The sequence below is a fragment of the Labrys sp. E2SS-1L genome, from assembly GCF_057073705.1.
Genome location: NZ_CP172712.1, coordinates 5,224,963 through 5,241,579 on the forward strand (window position 1 = coordinate 5,224,963; position 16,617 = coordinate 5,241,579).

Sequence of the window (16,617 nt, forward strand, 5' to 3'; positions counted from 1 at the left end):
GCTGGTGTATGTTGACCGCCGGACCGGAGCATCATCCGGTACCGGCGGTTTCATTTTGTGGCCGGATCTCAGTTGATCCACGTGCCAATTGATACGGACGTCTCCCCCAGACAGGTTCAGGATCGGCTGCGATCGAAGCAATAACCCATGGAGGGGTTTGCTATGGCCAGCACGAGTCGGCATTGGGGGCTTGGCCTCGTTTCTTCTTTCCTGCTGGCGTGCGCCGTCCTGCCCGCTCCCGGCGCTCTGACCGACCCGGCCCGGGCTGCGCCCGTCGCCGCCATCCAGGCGCAGGCGCCCAGCCTCGACGAATTCAAGGCCGTGTTGTCGGGCTACGGCCAATACATCTATTCCGAACGCTACGGCGAAGTCTGGAAACCCTCGGTGGTCCCCGCCGGCTGGCATCCCTATCCAGCCTGCCGCTGGGTCTATGACCGCACTTACGGCTGGACGTATGACGATCCCTCCGTCTGGGGCAAGATTGTCCATCACTATGGACGCTGGGCCTCGGACGGCAGCAATGGCTGGGTCTGGGTGCCCGGCACGCAGTGGAGCCCCGCCTGGGTGATCTGGCGCAGCGGTGGTGACTGGACCGGCTGGGCGCCGACACCACCTGCAAGCGACCAGCAGGAGATCAGCCTCGCCAATTTCAACGTCGACAGGCAATGGACCTTCATCGAGACGGTCAAGCTCGGCAATCGCTGCGACGACGGGCCTTCCGCCGCGCCAGCCGGCACTTTCGCCGGCTCGACCCCGGTGACGCGTTTCAAGATCGTACGGGGCATCGCCGTGTTCGTGCTGCCGCCGCCGACCCTCATCGTCGATTACGACACCGGCCCGGTGGCGTCCTGGTCGAGTGAATTCCTGGGCGAATGGCTGCTCTGGCTGAACACCGCCGCCTCCGCCGCCTCGCTCAGCGTCGGCGATAGTCTCGCTGCCTGCGCACCTCCCCCACCCCCGGCGGCGCCGATGGCCACGCCCATCGCCGTGCCCGCCCCCGCCGCGCCCCGCATGAAATCCTGGAGCCCGCCGCCACCCCGCTCCAGCAGGCGGCGGGAAGTACGCCAGACCATGATCCCGGACGCCCCCCGTAGCCGACGGCGGGTCTATGACGAGCCCGGGCCGTATTATGGCGACGAACCGCCGATCTACATCCCGCCGCGCCGGCGCCGCCCACCCGTCTGGAACGAGGGGCCGGTGGTCCAGAGGCCGCCCCGCTATCCGAGGCCCGGTCCGGTGATCACCCCCTCCAACAACCCGACCAAGCCCAATTCCGGTCAGCGCTATCGCTGGCGCCCGCGGCCCACCCCCGACAGCGCTCCGTCATCCGGGTGGTGATTCGATGATCGCAGCAAGCGGGGCGTTGAAATGGCGCCTCGCAGCGCTATGGTTCAGGCAGTTCCCGCCCTGGATTCGATCATGACCACCACCGCTTCCCTGCCCCGCCGCCATTGGTTCGAGATGACGACGGAGGATTTCCGCACCGGCGATACCGCCAACTGGATCGCAGTATTGCCGATCGCCGCCGTGGAACAGCATGGCCCGCATCTGCCGGTCGGGGTCGACTCGATGATCATGCGGGGTTATCTCGACCGTGCCATCCCGCTGATCCCGGCCGACATTCCGGCGACCTTCCTGCCGATCCAGACCATCGGCAAGTCCAACGAGCACCTGGAATTCCCGGGCACCCTCAGCCTCTCGGCCGAAACCGTGATCCGGGCCTGGACCGAGATCGGCGAGAGCGTGCATCGGGCCGGCATCCGCAAGCTTTTGATCGTCAATTCCCATGGCGGCAACATGTCGGCGATGGACATCGTCGCCCGCGAATTGCGCGTACGCCACGGCATGCTGGTCGCCTTCACGTCCTGGCACATGTTCGGCTACCCCAAGGGCGCCTTCTCGGACGACGAAACCCGCCTGGGCATCCATGCCGGCGAGATCGAGACGGCGCTGATGCTCGCCTTCCGCCCCGACCTCGTGCGCATGGACAAGGCCAAGGACTTCCGCCCTGTTACCTATGAGATGGAAGAGATCTTCAAATATCTGCGCACCGGCCGCCCCGGCGGCTTCGGCTGGATGGCCCAGGACATTCGCCCCGAGGGGGCGGCGGGCGACGCCAGCAAGGCGACGCCCGAAAATGGCCAGCTCTCGGCAGAGTTCGGCGCACAGGCTTTGGTCGACCTGCTCAGGGATATCCGCGACTTCGATCTCTCGCGGCTGAGGAACGGGCCGCTGAAAGACTGAGCGCGGTGATGCCAAGCGCCGGATGAGGGGTTGATGAAACCTCTCTTTATTGGCGGCTCCCCGGAAGGTGATCAGGAAGGGTCCCAAGATCGCTCATCCCCCTGCCGGGACCTTCTCCCACAAGGGGAGAAGGGAGCTCTATTCTCAAGCCGCGACCTTCTCGGCCTCTTCCAGCAATTGCAGGTCGCCGCGGCCGAAGGATACCGTAACGTCCTCGCCCATCTGCGGCGGCGGGGCGCCCGGATTGTTGAAGGTATCGAGCGAAACCACATTCTCGTTGAAGCGCACGCGGATGCGTACGATCGAACCGAGGAAGCTGACGAGCTCAATGCGGCCGGTGAGGCTGTTGCGCCCCTCGCCACCGCTGCCCAGCACCACCGCTTCCGGGCGCAGGGCCAGCGTGCGCGTCTCACCATTGCTGGCGCCCTGCAGGCCGCGGCTGGTGATCACTTCCTGCCCGTCGACGGAGAAACGCCCGGCAGCGGCATCGACGACCGCGCCGGTGAGGAAGTTGAGCGTACCGACAAAGGAGGAGACGAAGCGGGTCTTGGGGAAGTTGTAGATCTCGAAGGGGGTGCCGACCTGTTCCATCTGCCCGGCGCTCATCACCACGATGCGGTCGGACATCGACAGCGCCTCTTCCTGGTCGTGGGTGACGAAGAGCGTGGTGATGCCGAGTTCCTGCTGCAGCACGCGAATCTCGTCGCGCAGGGACACGCGGATCTTGGCGTCGAGGGCCGAGAGCGGCTCGTCCAGCAGCAGGATCTTCGGACGCACCGCAATCGCCCGCGCCAGCGCCACGCGCTGCTGCTGGCCGCCGGAGAGCTGGAAGGGATAGCGATCGGCGATCTGCGGCAGCTTGATCATCTCCAGCATCTGCTTGACGCGGGCATCGATCTCCGGTTGCGGCTTCTTGGCGATCTTCAGCCCGAAGCCGATATTCTCGGCCACCGTCATGTTGGGGAACAGGGCGTAGGCCTGGAACACCATACCGACATTGCGCTGGTTAGGCGCCAGCCCCGAAATCTCCTTGCCGTCCATGCGGATCGAGCCGGCGGACGGTGTTTCGAAGCCCGCGACCATGCGCAGCACCGTGGTCTTGCCGCAGCCGGACGGGCCGAGCAGGGTGATGAATTCACCCTTCTGGACCGACAGATCGAAGCGTTTCACCACCTGGTTGGCGCCGAAGCTCTTCTGCAGCCCGGTGATCTCGAGAAAGGACATGCTGGCCTCCCAGTGCTGGTTCAACGCGCCGCCCGCGCGCCGCGCGAGCGGCCGACGAGCTGCAGCAGGCCCATGCAGGCCCAGGTGATGATGAAGGCAACGATGGCGAGCGCCGACGGCTCATAGGCCCGGTTCGCGCCGATCAATTGCAGATAGGTACCGAAGACCGGCCGGTTGAGCAGGCTGGCAAAGGTGAATTCGCCTATGACGATGGCGAAGGCGATGAAGGATCCGCTGAGCACGCCCGAGCGGATGTTCGGCAGGATGACCTGCCAGAGGATGGTGAAGCTGCTCGCCCCCAGGCTCTGGGCCGCCTCGGTCAGTGTCTTGACGTCGATGGCGCGCAGACCCGCATCGACAGAACGATACATGTAGGGCAGCGCCAGCACGACATAGCCGAAGGTCAGCAGGAGGTCCGTGGTCCACTCGCTGTCGGTCAGCGGCAGCCAGGACGAGGAGTTGAACATGCGGATATAGCCGAAGACGATGATGATCGCCGGAATCACCAGTGGCAGCAGCGTGACGAACTCGACCGGCGAGCGCCAGCTCGGCAGGCGCAGGCGCACCAGATAGGCTGCCGGCACCACCAGCACGATACTCAGCACGATGGTAGCGAGCGCCAGCAGGATCGAGCGGATGAAGGCATGCTGGAACTCCGCCTGGGCGAACACCACGCGATAGGCTTCGAAGCTGTACTGCCCGCGCAGCATGCGCAGCGAGAACTCGAAGGTGGAGAGCAGCGGGATGATGAAATAGCTGATCGCCAGGAGGATGATCAGCCAGGATAATACGGAGGACTTTTTCATCGCACCCACCGCTCGCTATAGCTGCGCAGCCAGATATAGGCGCCGCTGGAAATGCTGGTGATCACCACCATGCCGAAGGCGATGGCGTAGCCCAGATTGGGATTGCTGAGCACGTCGCCGCGGATCTGGGCGAAGAGCTGGATGGGAATAATCGGCAGGCTGGAGCCGGTCAGCGCATAGGCGGTCGCCACCGCGCCGAAAGCATTGGCGAACAGGAGCAGCGTCGCGCCCAAGATGCTCGGCAGCAGGATCGGCAAGGCAATATGCCGCCAATAGTGGAAATTGCTGCCGCCCAGCACGGCATTGGCCTCGCGCCATTCGCGCTTCAGCCCGTCCAGGGCCGGCGCGATCACCAGCACCATCAGGGGAATCTGGAAATAGAGATAGACCAGGGTCAGACCGGTGAAGCTGAGGATGTTGAATCCGGTCGAGTAGAGGTTGAACCCGAGCCAGTCCCGCAGCAGCACGGTGACGAGCCCCACCCGCCCCAGCGTCGCCAGGAAGGCGAAGGCCAGCGGCACGCCGGCAAAGTTCGAGGCAACGCCCGAAAATGTCATCACGGCGCCGCGCATCCATTCCGGCAGGCCGCCGAGAATGACCGCATAGGCCACGAAGAAACCGATGAAGGCACCGCCGAGGGCTGAGGCGAAGCTGATCTTGATACTGAGCCAGAAGGAGGAAACGATCGCCGGATTGGTGAAGAGTTCGGTGATGTTGCCGAAGGTGAAATGCCCTTCCCGGTCGAAGAAAGCCCCAACCAGCAGCAAGGCCGTCGGAACCACCAGGAAGAGCAGGGCGAAGAGGACGAAGGGCGCCATGCCCAGCACGGCCAGCCCTCCACTGGCTCTGACCGAGCCTGGAGCTGCAGCTGGGGCAGTGTTTGCGGTGGTATTCATCGCGGCGACCACAATAGCACGCGTCCCGCCTGGAGAAACCGGGCAGGACGCGCAGGAGATGACAAACGATCTTACTTGACGGCGGCGCCGACCACGCTGTCCCAATCCTTGGTGATCTCGGCCTTGGCGGCACTCTGCTCATCAAGCGTCGGGAACACGGCCTTGGCATAGGCTTCGGCCGGCGGGAGCTTGGCCAGCAAGTCGGCCGGAATCTTCTTCTTGGCGACGAGGTCGTTGAAGCGGATCGGGTGGCAATAGCCCTTCAGATAGCCGATCTGGCCTTCGTCGGAGTAAAGGTACTCCATCCACAGCTTGGCGGCATTGGGATGGGGTGCATAGGCACTGATGGCCTGGACATAGACGCCGGCAACCACGCCGCTGGCCGGAATCACCACGTCGACGTCCGGATTGCCCTTGAGCGTGTCGCGATCGGTGAGCGCATTGTAGTCCCAGCGCAGGACGATGGGGGTCGCACCCTGGGCCAGCGAGGCGGCCTTGCCGATGGTGGGCACGAAATTGCCCTTCTTGTTCAGCTCGGCGAAAAATTTCAGGCCTTCGGCCGCAGCCTTGCTGGCATCGCCCTTGGCGGCCGACAAACCGGCGGCATAGACGCCCTGGATCGCCTGGTTGGCGGTGCGGGGGTCGCCGGCCAGCGCCACGGCATTGGCGTAGTCGGAGCTCAACAGGTCGGACCAATCCTTCGGCGAATTCTTGACGATGTCCTTGTTCACCTCGAAGGCGAGCACGCCGTAATAGTCACCATACCAATGGCCGTCGGCATCCTTGGCATTGTCCGGAATCGTATCCCAGGTCGCCACCTTGTAAGGTTGGATCAGGCCGTCCTTCTTGGAGGTCGGGCCGAAGGAAAGACCGACGTCGATCACGTCGGGAGCCTGCGGGCCGGTATTGCCCTTGTTGGCCTTGATGGCCTCGACCTCGTCGCCCGAACCGGCGTCCGGATTGAGCTCGTTGACCTTGAGGCCATACTTGGCCTTGAAGCCTTCGATGATGGCGCCATAGCCACACCAGTCATGCGGCAACGCGATCGTGGTGAGCTGGCCTTCCTTCTTGGCGGCGTCGATCAGCTCCTGGCTCTGGGCAAACGCGCTGCCCATCGAAGCCGCCACAGCCAGCACGGATACCGATGCGATACCCAGCCACGTTTTCCTGCTCATTGTCCAACTCCTTGATGGTGCCGCAAGGCCCATTTTCTCCGTAAGGGTTTTTACAGCGGCGCTGGTATCAATGACGGTTGACACTTTTGTGTCAATAGCGGCTGTCATATATGACAGCCCGCAAATTCACTGTTTGCAGCTATTTTTACGGGTTTACGACGCCCGTCCGATCCGTTAGGAAGTGAAAAAGCCCGGCCATCGGATGAGCCGGGCTTTTGCGTGTCCGGGTTTTGGAATTCCGCACGAAAGCGTTTCGCGATTTTGGTGGATCCGCCGAGAATCGCAAAGCGCGTCGAAGCGAACGAACGGAGGCAAAACGGCGTTTCCATCTGAACGCGTTTTGCTCTCGGGAATTTCGGGGCCGAGGGCCAGAGAGAGAAGGGAGATCACCATGGCCAATGTCGTCGTGGTCGGGTCGCAATGGGGCGACGAAGGCAAGGGTAAGATCGTCGACTGGCTGTCGGAACAGGCCGACGTCGTCGTACGCTTCCAGGGCGGGCACAATGCCGGCCACACTCTCGTCATCGGCGACAATGTCTATAAGCTGTCGCTGCTGCCCTCGGGCATCGTGCGCGGCAAGCTCTCGGTGATCGGCAATGGCGTCGTGCTCGACCCGCGCGCCTTCATCGCCGAGGTGAAGAAGCTGAAGGAGCAGGGCGTGTCCGTGACGCCCGAAGCCTTGCGCATCGCCGAGAACACCCCGCTCATCCTCTCCCTGCACCAGGACCTCGACCGCCTGCGCGAGTCGGCGACCGACGGCACCAAGATCGGCACGACCGGGCGTGGCATCGGCCCCGCCTATGAAGACAAGGTGGGCCGGCGCGCCATCCGCCTGATGGACCTGGCTGATCTCGGCGCCCTGCGCCCGAAGATCGCCCGCCTGCTCAACCACCACAACGCCCTGCGCCGCGGCACCGGCCAGAGCGAAATCGATCCGGAAGCGCTCTATCAGGAACTGGCGGACGTCGCGCCGCAGGTTCTGCCCTTCATGGACGATGTCGGCGCCCTGCTCGACAAGGAGCGCAAGGCCGGCAGCCGTATCCTGTTCGAGGGCGCCCAGGGCGCCTTGCTCGACATCGACCACGGCACCTATCCTTATGTGACCTCCTCCAACACGGTCGCGGGGCAGGCTGCCGTCGGCTCAGGCCTCGGGCCGGGTGCGCTCGACTATGTGCTCGGCATCACCAAGGCCTATACCACGCGCGTGGGCGAAGGCCCCTTCCCGACCGAGCTCACCGACGAGACCGGCCGCTTGATCGGCGAGCGCGGCCGCGAATTCGGCACGGTCACCGGCCGGGCCCGCCGTTGCGGCTGGTTCGACGCCGCCCTGGTGCGCCAGACCATCCGCACCTCCGGCATCACCGGCATCGCCCTCACCAAGCTCGACATCCTCGATGGCTTCGAAACCATCAAAGTGTGCGTGCGCTACGAGCTCGATGGTCGTGAAATCGACTATCTGCCGGCCAGCCAGGCTGCCCAGGCCCGCGTGAAACCCATCTATGAAGAGATCGAGGGCTGGCAGGAAACCACGGCCAAGGCGCGCTCCTGGGCGGACCTGCCGGCGCAGGCGATCAAATATGTCCGCCGCATCGAGGAACTGATCGGAGCGCCGGTGGCCGTGCTCTCCACCAGCCCCGACCGTGACGACACGATCCTTGTGCAAAATCCCTTTCAAGTCTAAGAGCAGACCTAATCCCGTCAGATTCGGGCATTAGTGCGTGATCTGCTGCGATGGCACTGCGCGGGTTGCGATCCGCGTGGCGCCGTGCTTGTCCGGCGGCGATCTTGTCCTTCGGGGCAGGATCGGGCGTGGCTTCTGCCACATCTTGGCGGGCAGGCCTGTCTGCAGCGGACCATGGGCCCGGAGCAAGTGCGATTCCTCCGAATCGTATTTTGCTCTAACGTCTTGTTTTGACGCATTTTCTTGATTGAAAAGTCCATCGACTTTTCCAGAAAATGCTTCTGTGAAGAGATCGAGCCAGAACGCGTGTCGACGGACTATTTTCCTCCCATTCAGCGAGCCGTGCAGGGTCTTTCCCCCAATACGCAGGAAACCCGCCAGGCGCTCTATGAGAAAGCCCGCTCCGCCCTTCTCCGCCAGCTTAATGCCGCTGATCCCGCGCTGACCGAAGGACAGATTGCCAGGGAACGCAACCTGCTCGAAGAGGCGATCCGACGCGTCGAGCACCATTATGACGAGGCCGAATTCACACCTGAACCGGTGGTCTCCGAGCGCCCGGCCGCCCCGCAGTCTCAGTCCGACGACGAGCCAGCCAATGGTGACGCGACCGATGACGAGGCATCGACCTCTGCCTCGCCACGATCCAACGGCCTTCCGGCTTTTGCCGAGCGCAGGGCCGAGAAGCGACGGCCCCAGGCACCTCGCCGCACCAGATCCAACGGCAATCTCAGGCGGTATGCCATCATGGCCGCGACGGCGGCCGTCATCATTGGCGGAGGCGCCGCCACCGCACTCTATTTGCGCGGTAGCGACGACAGCCCCGTCCTGGTGCCTCAACAGGCAACCGCACCGCAGACGGCGCCCAAGCCGGCGCCCGAACCCGGCAAGCTGAATGACCGCCTCGGCGGCACGCCGGGCACGCCCCAGACCGAGGTGGCTACCGGCAATCCCCCGCCCCCGGCTCCCTCGCCAGCGCCCCCGGAACCTGCTGCGCCGGCTCCGCAGGCTCCGTCTGCTCCGGCACCACTGCTGCCCTCGACCCAATCCGAGGCGCCGGAGGGACAGCGTGCGCGCCTGATGGAGGAAGATCCGAGCGCCCCGATGAAGGGCCGCCTCTTCGAAGGTACCGTGAACTGGCGCACTGAATCGCAGGCCAGCGGCACCAATGGCCCGCTCGATACCGTCGTCGTCGGCGAGATCAATGTTCCCGACCGGAAGATGAAGGTGCTGCTCACCCTCAGGCATAATTCCGATCGCTCGCTGCCGGCGAACTACCTCCTGAACATCCAGATGAGCGTGCCGGCCGACTACCCGAGCGGCGCCGTCGGCGACGTCAAGAGCGTCAACGTCAAGTCCGACCCTCAGGTCCCGGGCTTGCAGCTCGACGGTGCCTTGATGAAGGTCACGACCGGCGTCTTCCTGATGGGCCTGCTCGACCCGCCCGACGAGAAGGGCCGCAACGCCAAGATGTTGCAGGCCAATCAGTGGTTCGATCTGGTATTCACCTTCGCCAATGGCCGCAACGCCGTGTTCACCTTCGAGAAGGGACCGACGGGCGAGAAGGCCTTCAACGACGCCATGGCCGCCTGGAACGCCGACGCTGCGGCGGCGCAATAGGTCTCAAGCGCCCCTTTCAGGACGCCTTCACGACCGTGACGCGCAATTCGTGCTCGCGACCGTCACGGGCCTTCCAGGTGATCGACTGCCCCGGCGACAGGCCGAGCAAGGCCGTGCCGATCGGCGTGAGGATCGAGACCTTGCCCTCGGCAATATCGGCCTCACCCGGATAGACCAGCTTCACCTCGCGCAGGGCACCGCCTTCCGTCTCGAAGGTGACGACGGAGCCGATCTGCACCACGTTGTTGCCAACCTGCAGCGCGGGAACGATCTCCGCCCGGTCGAGTTCGCCGAGCAACGCCTCGGCCACCTCCGGGAATCGATCGAGGGCAGAGGTCGCGAGCTGGGTCAGGCGCTCGAAATCGACCTCGTTCACGATGATATTGGGCTTGGCCTGGTTCTTCAGGGGTTGATTCATGACTGGATACCTCAAAATCGGGCGCGACGCAGCGCGCCCGCCTGCCCGCGGCTAGCCACCGGGCATGACGACAAGAAGGGATGCACAGGCCCTCGCGCGTGGCGAGAACCTGGCGGCTATGGTGTGTGATTTGACGGATTGAGCATGCGCCGGATGATAGGCCGCACCCTATGAGGAGCGGCGTGCCCCGCAGCTCGGGGCGCAAATGGCCGAGCCCGGGGCTACGCTTCCGCGATCGGGAAGAGACGAAGGGTGATTTTGACCACGGTGCTCATGGTTCCACCATGTTGGTCGATGCCGATCCTGTCAAGCCGGCTCGAACGATGTCTCTTCACCGGCCGGAAATGCCGAGGCCGGAGGCATTTTCTGATGCGGCGACCGGGCTTCCTGATCCCGAAAATAGGCCAGGACAAGGAAGTCGGGCCTAAACGCGAATTGCTCGCACCGCACTCTGCTCAAGGAAAAGCCGCCCGAAGGCGGCTCCCCATTCGGCTATCACAAGCGGATCAGGCCGGTGCGTGCGCCGCTTCGAGGCGGGCGACGCCGGAGCGCACAGCCGCCTGCACCTTTTCGAAGGCTCTCACCTCGATCTGGCGCACACGCTCGCGCGAGACCCCGAACTCGTCGGAGAGTTCCTCCAGCGTGATGGGATCGTCGACCAGACGGCGCGCCTCGAAGATGCGGCGCTCACGATCGTTCAGCACGTTCAAGGCCTGGCGCAGAGCAGTGGAGCGGTTCTCGCTCTGCTCCGTCTCGGCCAGACGGGTCTCCTGGTTGGCCGTATCATCCACCAGCCAATCCTGCCATTCGCCGTCGCCTTCCTCGCGCACGGGAGCATTGAGCGAAGCGTCGCCGCCGAGACGGCGGTTCATCTCCACCACTTCCTGCTCCTGCACGCCGAGCGATTTGGCAATCGACTTGACCTGGTCGGGACGCAGATCCCCTTCATCCAGCGCCGAAATCTGGCTCTTGGCCTTGCGCAGGTTGAAGAAGAGCTTCTTCTGGTTGGCGGTAGTGCCCATCTTCACCAGCGACCAGGAGCGCAGGATATATTCCTGGATCGAGGCCCGGATCCACCACATCGCATAGGTGGCGAGCCGAAAGCCTTTCTCCGGCTCGAAGCGCTTGACGGCCTGCATCAGGCCAATATTGCCTTCCGAGACCACTTCGCCCAGCGGCAAGCCATAGCCACGATAGCCCATGGCGATCTTGGCCACGAGCCGCAGATGCGAGGTCACCAATTGATGTGCGGCTTCACGATCGCCATGCTCGCGCCAACGCTTGGCAAGCATGTATTCCTGCTCCGGCTGGAGCATCGGGAAGCGGCGAATTTCATCGAGATAACGCGACAGGCCACTCTCGGTGGCCAAGACGGGAAGCGCGGCAGAAGCCATATGTTCCTCTCCTCTGAACCCCCATCGAGGGCGGTTCAAATCGCCATCCCTCCTTCAGAGCAGACGGCGCCTACGTGATATGGGGACGACACCGGCCTTTGTGAAGACCCTGGCGGACCTTCCAAAGCGCGATATCTAGCGGCCCCGCATGTGCCACCCCGGCAAATCTATTGACCTGCTTCCACCGAGGACATCTCGCCTGCCATGGGACATTCGTCACCCAGGCCGCTGAGGCACGGACCAATCCCGATCACCCGAACTATCATGCGCCCGATTGCGGCGATTTCGCGTTGCAATCTTTTGCGGGCGGCCATGCATTAATGTGACAGCTCGGTAACATTGTCAAATTAAGGGATGTTAATCGATTTCCGGGCGGAGGGAACCGCCGCCCGCCCCGCCGCGTTTACCGTAACGTTTTGTTTACCTTGCACCTGCGGCCAGCCGGCTTAACTCTTCCAGGAATGCCTTCCGCCATCGCAACCCGCGATCGGAAACCGGCGCGGCCCTTCACTGTTGACCAGACAGGAGACACCAGTATGGACGGCGACAAGCGCACCGCTCAGGCCAAGGCCGATCTTTCCGAAAGCCTCGGCAAGGACCTCGATGCTTTGAGGGCCGAAGTTGCCCGCCTGACCGAACAGCTCAGCGCCTATGTCGATGCGGAGAAGAGCTCCTGGTCGAAATTCCTGTCCAAAGAAGCCAGGCATGCCAGGCAGGTCTTCGACGACAAGGTGAACGAGGCAGGGGCCAAGGCCAGCGAACTTCGCGGTGCCGCCCAGGAACAGGCATCCGACCTGCAGAAGGCGACACTCGACTACATCACCCGCAAGCCGCTGCAATCGGTAGCGCTCGCCGCCGGCATTGGCCTGATCCTCGGCTTGTGGAGCAAGGGGCGTTCGTGACCCGTCTTCTTGCCCTGGGCGCCCTCGCCAAGGAGGAGTTGAGCGCCGTCCTGCGTCAGTACGGGACCGTCATCCTCTGGCGCCTCGTCGCCGGCTGCTGCCTTGTCGCGATGGCGATCATCGGGCTGATCAGCCTGCACCGCTTCCTGGCTGAAACCTATGGTCCCTATTGGGCCGACGCAGCGCTCGGCGGCGGATTTGCGGTGCTCGCCGTCCTTGCCTTGGTGGTGGCCCAGGCCGCCGAGAAGAAAGCCAAGCGCCGCCGGCTCCTGGCTGCGACCATGGTGACGGCGGCTGGCGTCGTGCAGGAGAGCCTGCCAGACAAGAAGACGGTCAGCGGCGCCCTGGCGCTCGCAGCCCTGGCCGGTGGCTTCTGGCTCGGCCGCAAACGCTGAATAGCTCTTAGCCGTTGCGCAGGGCCTCGGCCAAGGCCGCAAGATCGGCCGGTAGTGGGCTTTCGAACACCAGATGCCTGCCGTTGACCGGATGCTCGAAACCGAGCAGCCGGGCGTGCAGCGCTTGGCGGCCGAGGCCGGCGAGCACTGCGCGGGGGGCCTCCGGCAGCAGGGCGGCCTTGGTCTTGAAGCCGCTGCCATAAACCGCATCGCCGAGCAGCGGATGGCCGAGATGGGCCATATGCACGCGGATCTGGTGGGTCCTGCCGGTCTCCAGCCGGCACTCCACCAGGCTGACCAGCGGCTGGCCGCCGTGGCTGCCCGAAAGCTGGCTGCCCAAAGCCTCGACCAGCGAATAATGGGTGATGGCTTCCCGCCCGCGGCCGAGCGCCACCACGGCCATCTTCTCGCGATTGCGGGTCGAGCGGTCGATGCCGGTCTCGATCGTGCCGTGCGGGCGCGTCGCACCCCACACGAAGGCGAGATAGGCCCGCTCCAGCGGTCCCGTGCGGCCGTGATCGGCGAACTGGGCCGCCAGGCCCTGATGCGCCCTGTCGTTCTTGGCGACCACCAGCAGGCCCGACGTGTCCTTGTCGAGGCGATGCACGATGCCAGGCCGCTTCACGCCGCCCACGCCCGAGAGCGAATCACCGCAATGGGCGATGAGCGCATTCACCAGCGTGCCGCTCTCATGGCCGGCGGCCGGATGCACCACCAGACCGACCGGCTTGTCGATGACAAGGAGATCGTCATCCTCATAGACGATGGCAAGGGGAATGTCTTCGCCCTGCGGTTCGGCAGGCTCAGGTTCCGGCACCCGAAGCGCCACCCGTTGCCCTGGCTTGAGGATCTGGCCGGCATCGAGCACCGCCCGGCCGTCGATACTGGCATGGCCGGCCTCGATCAGGGCCTTGATGCGCGTACGCGACAAGGGCTGCAGGTCGGGCCTGCTATCGGCCGCCTGGCATTGGCGAGCCAGGAAGCGGTCGATGCGCTCGCCGGCTTCGGTGACCTCGAAAAACGTCTCTTCGGCACTGCTGTCGATGCTGTTCATGGGCGGGTACTAGAGCAAAATGGGGCTGAGTGGAAACGTGATTTTTCTCTAACTCTTTGTTTCGACGCGCCTTTGCAATTCTCGCAATTCCGTTGGATCGCATGCCGTGCCCGGCGCGGAAAACCAGCAATGCCAGGAATTCAAACCACAAATGCGCCGATCGCACAGATTGCCGCTTGCCGCCGGCCTTTTTTGCCGCTATAGGCGCACTCCTTGCCGCTGCTCCCATCGTCTAGTGGCCTAGGACGTCGCCCTCTCACGGCGAAAACAGGGGTTCGAGTCCCCTTGGGAGCGCCATTCGCTTTTTCAGGCGCCTGAGCAAGTATTTCCATTGCATCCACCGGTTTGCTGCGCCTTCTGGCGCCTTGGGGTTGCTCATTGCATGCGCAAATGAAAAGCGCCGCGGTTTCCCACGGCGCCCGGTAGATTTTCGTCAGGGATGGGAAGCAGCCAGCGCCTCAGCGCATGCCGACCAGGCGCTTGGGCGTACGATATTCGACCACCACGGCGCGCGGCGCGACAGCCGCACGGGGGGATTTGGCGATCGGCAGGCTGAGACGGCGCTCGACCGGCTTCACCGACCGCTTGGCGACCGCACGCACTTCCTCGACACCGACACCGAGCAGCGATGCGGCAATCTCGACCTGCTGGTCGAAGTCGTCATTGAGGCACTCGGCGGCGAACAAGGCTTCCTCGATGGTCGGAAGGGCCTGCTTGACGCGCCTGCTGCCGAATTTCGTGTTCCAGGTCTCGCTCACGGATCTATGCCTTCTCTTTCACTTGACGGCACCATAGCAGGATTCGCGCAATGTTGCAGTGCAACAAAGGCTGAGCAGCTATGCGTTGCAATTTCGGCAAATGTTGGGACGACCGCGCCCCGGACGCCGCCAGCCCTGTACGAACAATGCCGCTGCCTTAGGGATGTCCGGCACGTCTCTCCAGCCGGGTCAGCAATAATTTCCGGCCAAACAAAGTACCATCGACGACGGCGAGACCTCATTCAGCAACCCATGCGTGATTAGGGCGGGATCAGACGACGCAAGGAGGCACTGCGCCTCAAATACCTCTGCGTAAGAAATACCCAAAAAGGATGAATGACCCAATGGAATTCTAGAAAACCCCCTCCCTAAATCGCCTAATCATGACAATTCTAATCCGAGCGTTTCCGTAGCTACTGCTATCAGAACACCTGTCACCATCTGATCGCAACGCGATAGATTGCGCTAGATCGCGATGCAAAAACGCAACAGGCCGCCCGATTTCCAAGGGATGAGCTCGGAACATGCTTAATAAGCCTTCACTTTTCAGCTGCCGCAGCGCTATGATCGTTTCAATTGGATACCGCGTTGATCCCACCTTCGAGTAACGGTTCGATATTTGTCATGACATTACGTTTCCTCCGCCTGGCACCGGTGCTGCTCACCCTGCTTGCTGCCTTCTCCGCGCAGACGGCCACCGCTCAGACCGCCCCGGCGAAACAGGGACCCGAAGTCATCGGCGACGTCGTCGGCCTGACGCCGGCCGTGCACGGTTCGATGTCCGGGCGCCTGGAAATCGGCTCCAGCGTGCATCAGGGCGAGAAGATCGTCACCGGACCGAGCGGCGTGATCGAATTGCGCTTTCTCGACAACACCCATCTGATGCTCGGCTCGAAGTCGTCGGTCACGCTCGATAGCTTCGTCTATGCCGGCAATGGCAAGGCCAAGTCGGTCGTGCTGCAATTCGCCAAGGGCGCCTTCCGCTTCGCCACCGGCGATTCGGCCAAGAGCGCCTACAAGATCCACGCTCCCCAAGCCTCGATCGGCGTACGCGGCACCAAATTCCAGGTCGATTCGCGCACCCCTACCAGCGCCATCACGCTCTATGAGGGCAAGACCTTCATCTGCCCACCGCGCCGCCCCATCCGCTACTGCAAGCTGGTCAAGCCGGGTGAGACCGCGCTGGTCGGCGAAGACCGCATCATCCGCATCGTGCCTGCCGCGGGTTCGCCCACCGAGCATTGCACGGGTACGCCCAATTCCAAGATCTGCGACACCTTCGGCGGCAAGTAAGGGCGTCGAGCCAAGCAGCCAGGCCATTGCAATGCGCGTTTGACGGGCCCCTGCGGGGCCCGTTTCCGTTTGGGCGCCGGAATGTCAGAACTTCTTGCTGAGGAATTTCGAGCCGCTCCAGCCGAAACGCCAGGGCCGCTCGACCGCCTTGCTGATGCCGATGCGTGGCCCGGAAACGATGGGCGGCTCATGGGATCGGCGCAGCAGTTCGAGGGGAGGCTGCGTCAACGCCAGCCCGTTCTGGCTGCCGGTCAACCCCAAGGCCTGGCAAAGCCGCCCGGGTCCGGAACACAACAGGGTCGGCTTGTCGAGCCCTCGCCTCTGCGCCATGCGATCCAGGCCCACCGTCGGCTCCAGCGCTCGCAGCAGTACCGCGCTGGCGCGGCCGGGCTCTCCGGAGACGATATTGGCGCACCAATGCATGCCGTAGGACAGATAGATGTAGATGTGGCCCGGCGGGCCGAACATCACAGCGTTGCGCGGCGTCGGCCCGCGAAAAGTGTGGGAGGCCGGATCGTCGCGATCATAGGCTTCGGTCTCGACGATGACGCCACCGACACCGTCGACCAGAAGAGTCATGCCGATCAGATCTTCGGCGACGGCGAGAACGTCGCGCCTGTAGAACGCGGCGGGAGCATAGACCAGGGCGGAATCGGGCATTTCTCAGATTTTGAAAGATTATTGGGCTCTTTTGCGCTTTTTTGCGCAAAATCATCAGTCAAATTAATCTATTGTCACGAAATCGACGTGGTTTGAAGCG

Annotated in this window: 16 protein-coding genes and 1 tRNA gene; 8 read left to right on the top strand and 9 right to left on the bottom strand. The window is 63.5% G+C overall.

The genetic code is table 11. From position 1 onward, the window contains the following. The first annotated feature begins 162 nt into the window (after nt 1-162). On the top strand, nt 163-1,338 hold the full coding sequence (locus ACIGJE_RS24480) for a DUF6600 domain-containing protein (RefSeq protein ID WP_415084666.1): 1,176 nt from the start codon (nt 163-165) through the stop codon (nt 1,336-1,338). 81 nt (nt 1,339-1,419) lie between these two features. Then, nucleotides 1,420-2,244 (top strand): creatininase family protein, encoded by an 825-nt coding sequence (locus ACIGJE_RS24485; protein WP_415084664.1) that lies wholly within the window; start codon nt 1,420-1,422, stop codon nt 2,242-2,244. A 144-nt stretch (nt 2,245-2,388) separates the two neighbouring features. Here ACIGJE_RS24485 and ACIGJE_RS24490 read toward each other — a convergent pair whose 3' ends face one another. The 4 genes from ACIGJE_RS24490 to ACIGJE_RS24505 form a co-directional block, all read right to left on the bottom strand. Then, a complete protein-coding gene (locus ACIGJE_RS24490) occupies nt 2,389-3,468 on the bottom strand; it encodes an ABC transporter ATP-binding protein (protein WP_311940023.1) in 1,080 nt (359 codons plus the stop codon). A gap of 20 nt (nt 3,469-3,488) precedes the next feature. Then, nucleotides 3,489-4,274 (bottom strand): ABC transporter permease, encoded by a 786-nt coding sequence (locus tag ACIGJE_RS24495; protein ID WP_311940024.1) that lies wholly within the window; start codon nt 4,272-4,274, stop codon nt 3,489-3,491. Further along, nucleotides 4,271-5,170 (bottom strand): ABC transporter permease, encoded by a 900-nt coding sequence (locus ACIGJE_RS24500; protein WP_376717722.1) that lies wholly within the window; start codon nt 5,168-5,170, stop codon nt 4,271-4,273. Before ACIGJE_RS24500 ends, ACIGJE_RS24495 begins: the two co-directional genes overlap by 4 nt. A 71-nt stretch (nt 5,171-5,241) precedes the next feature. Next, entirely contained in the window at nt 5,242-6,285 is a 1,044-nt protein-coding gene (locus tag ACIGJE_RS24505; protein WP_311940152.1) for an ABC transporter substrate-binding protein, read from the bottom strand. 451 nt (nt 6,286-6,736) lie between these two features. Between ACIGJE_RS24505 and ACIGJE_RS24510 the strand changes: the two genes are divergently transcribed. Further along, a complete protein-coding gene (locus ACIGJE_RS24510; protein ID WP_068285624.1) occupies nt 6,737-8,026 on the top strand; it encodes an adenylosuccinate synthase in 1,290 nt (429 codons plus the stop codon). A gap of 306 nt (nt 8,027-8,332) precedes the next feature. After that, nucleotides 8,333-9,643: a hypothetical protein gene (locus tag ACIGJE_RS24515; RefSeq protein ID WP_311940027.1), complete on the top strand. Its 1,311-nt coding sequence runs from the start codon at nt 8,333-8,335 to the stop codon at nt 9,641-9,643. Between the two features lie 16 nt (nt 9,644-9,659). Here the strand turns inward: ACIGJE_RS24515 and rnk are convergent, their stop codons facing one another. Beyond that, nucleotides 9,660-10,061, bottom strand: coding sequence for a nucleoside diphosphate kinase regulator (rnk, locus tag ACIGJE_RS24520; protein ID WP_367625431.1), 402 nt, complete (start codon nt 10,059-10,061; stop codon nt 9,660-9,662). A 506-nt stretch (nt 10,062-10,567) separates the two neighbouring features. Then, nucleotides 10,568-11,455, bottom strand: coding sequence for an RNA polymerase sigma factor RpoH (rpoH, locus tag ACIGJE_RS24525; protein WP_311940031.1), 888 nt, complete (start codon nt 11,453-11,455; stop codon nt 10,568-10,570). Nucleotides 11,456-11,991: 536 nt separating this feature from the next. Between rpoH and ACIGJE_RS24530 the strand changes: the two genes are divergently transcribed. Both ACIGJE_RS24530 and ACIGJE_RS24535 read left to right on the top strand, forming a co-directional pair. After that, the gene (locus tag ACIGJE_RS24530) at nt 11,992-12,357 is read left to right on the top strand and encodes an ElaB/YgaM/YqjD family protein (protein ID WP_311940032.1); all 366 of its coding nucleotides are present in this window, start codon (nt 11,992-11,994) and stop codon (nt 12,355-12,357) included. Further along, a complete protein-coding gene (locus ACIGJE_RS24535; protein ID WP_311940034.1) occupies nt 12,354-12,752 on the top strand; it encodes a hypothetical protein in 399 nt (132 codons plus the stop codon). Before ACIGJE_RS24530 ends, ACIGJE_RS24535 begins: the two co-directional genes overlap by 4 nt. Before the next feature lie 7 nt (nt 12,753-12,759). Here the strand turns inward: ACIGJE_RS24535 and ACIGJE_RS24540 are convergent, their stop codons facing one another. Beyond that, a complete protein-coding gene (locus tag ACIGJE_RS24540; protein WP_311940036.1) occupies nt 12,760-13,806 on the bottom strand; it encodes an RluA family pseudouridine synthase in 1,047 nt (348 codons plus the stop codon). A gap of 221 nt (nt 13,807-14,027) precedes the next feature. Here ACIGJE_RS24540 and ACIGJE_RS24545 point away from each other — a divergent pair. Next, nucleotides 14,028-14,103, top strand: a tRNA-Glu gene (locus ACIGJE_RS24545). Between the two features lie 161 nt (nt 14,104-14,264). On the opposite strand, the gene ACIGJE_RS24550 is transcribed toward ACIGJE_RS24545, so the two are convergent. Then, nucleotides 14,265-14,564, bottom strand: coding sequence for a hypothetical protein (locus ACIGJE_RS24550; RefSeq protein ID WP_068285434.1), 300 nt, complete (start codon nt 14,562-14,564; stop codon nt 14,265-14,267). Nucleotides 14,565-15,188: 624 nt separating this feature from the next. Between ACIGJE_RS24550 and ACIGJE_RS24555 the strand changes: the two genes are divergently transcribed. Then, on the top strand, nt 15,189-15,857 hold the full coding sequence (locus tag ACIGJE_RS24555; RefSeq protein WP_415084658.1) for a FecR family protein: 669 nt from the start codon (nt 15,189-15,191) through the stop codon (nt 15,855-15,857). A gap of 84 nt (nt 15,858-15,941) precedes the next feature. Here ACIGJE_RS24555 and ACIGJE_RS24560 read toward each other — a convergent pair whose 3' ends face one another. After that, nucleotides 15,942-16,517: a DNA-3-methyladenine glycosylase gene (locus tag ACIGJE_RS24560; RefSeq protein ID WP_311940040.1), complete on the bottom strand. Its 576-nt coding sequence runs from the start codon at nt 16,515-16,517 to the stop codon at nt 15,942-15,944. Nucleotides 16,518-16,617 lie beyond the last annotated feature (100 nt).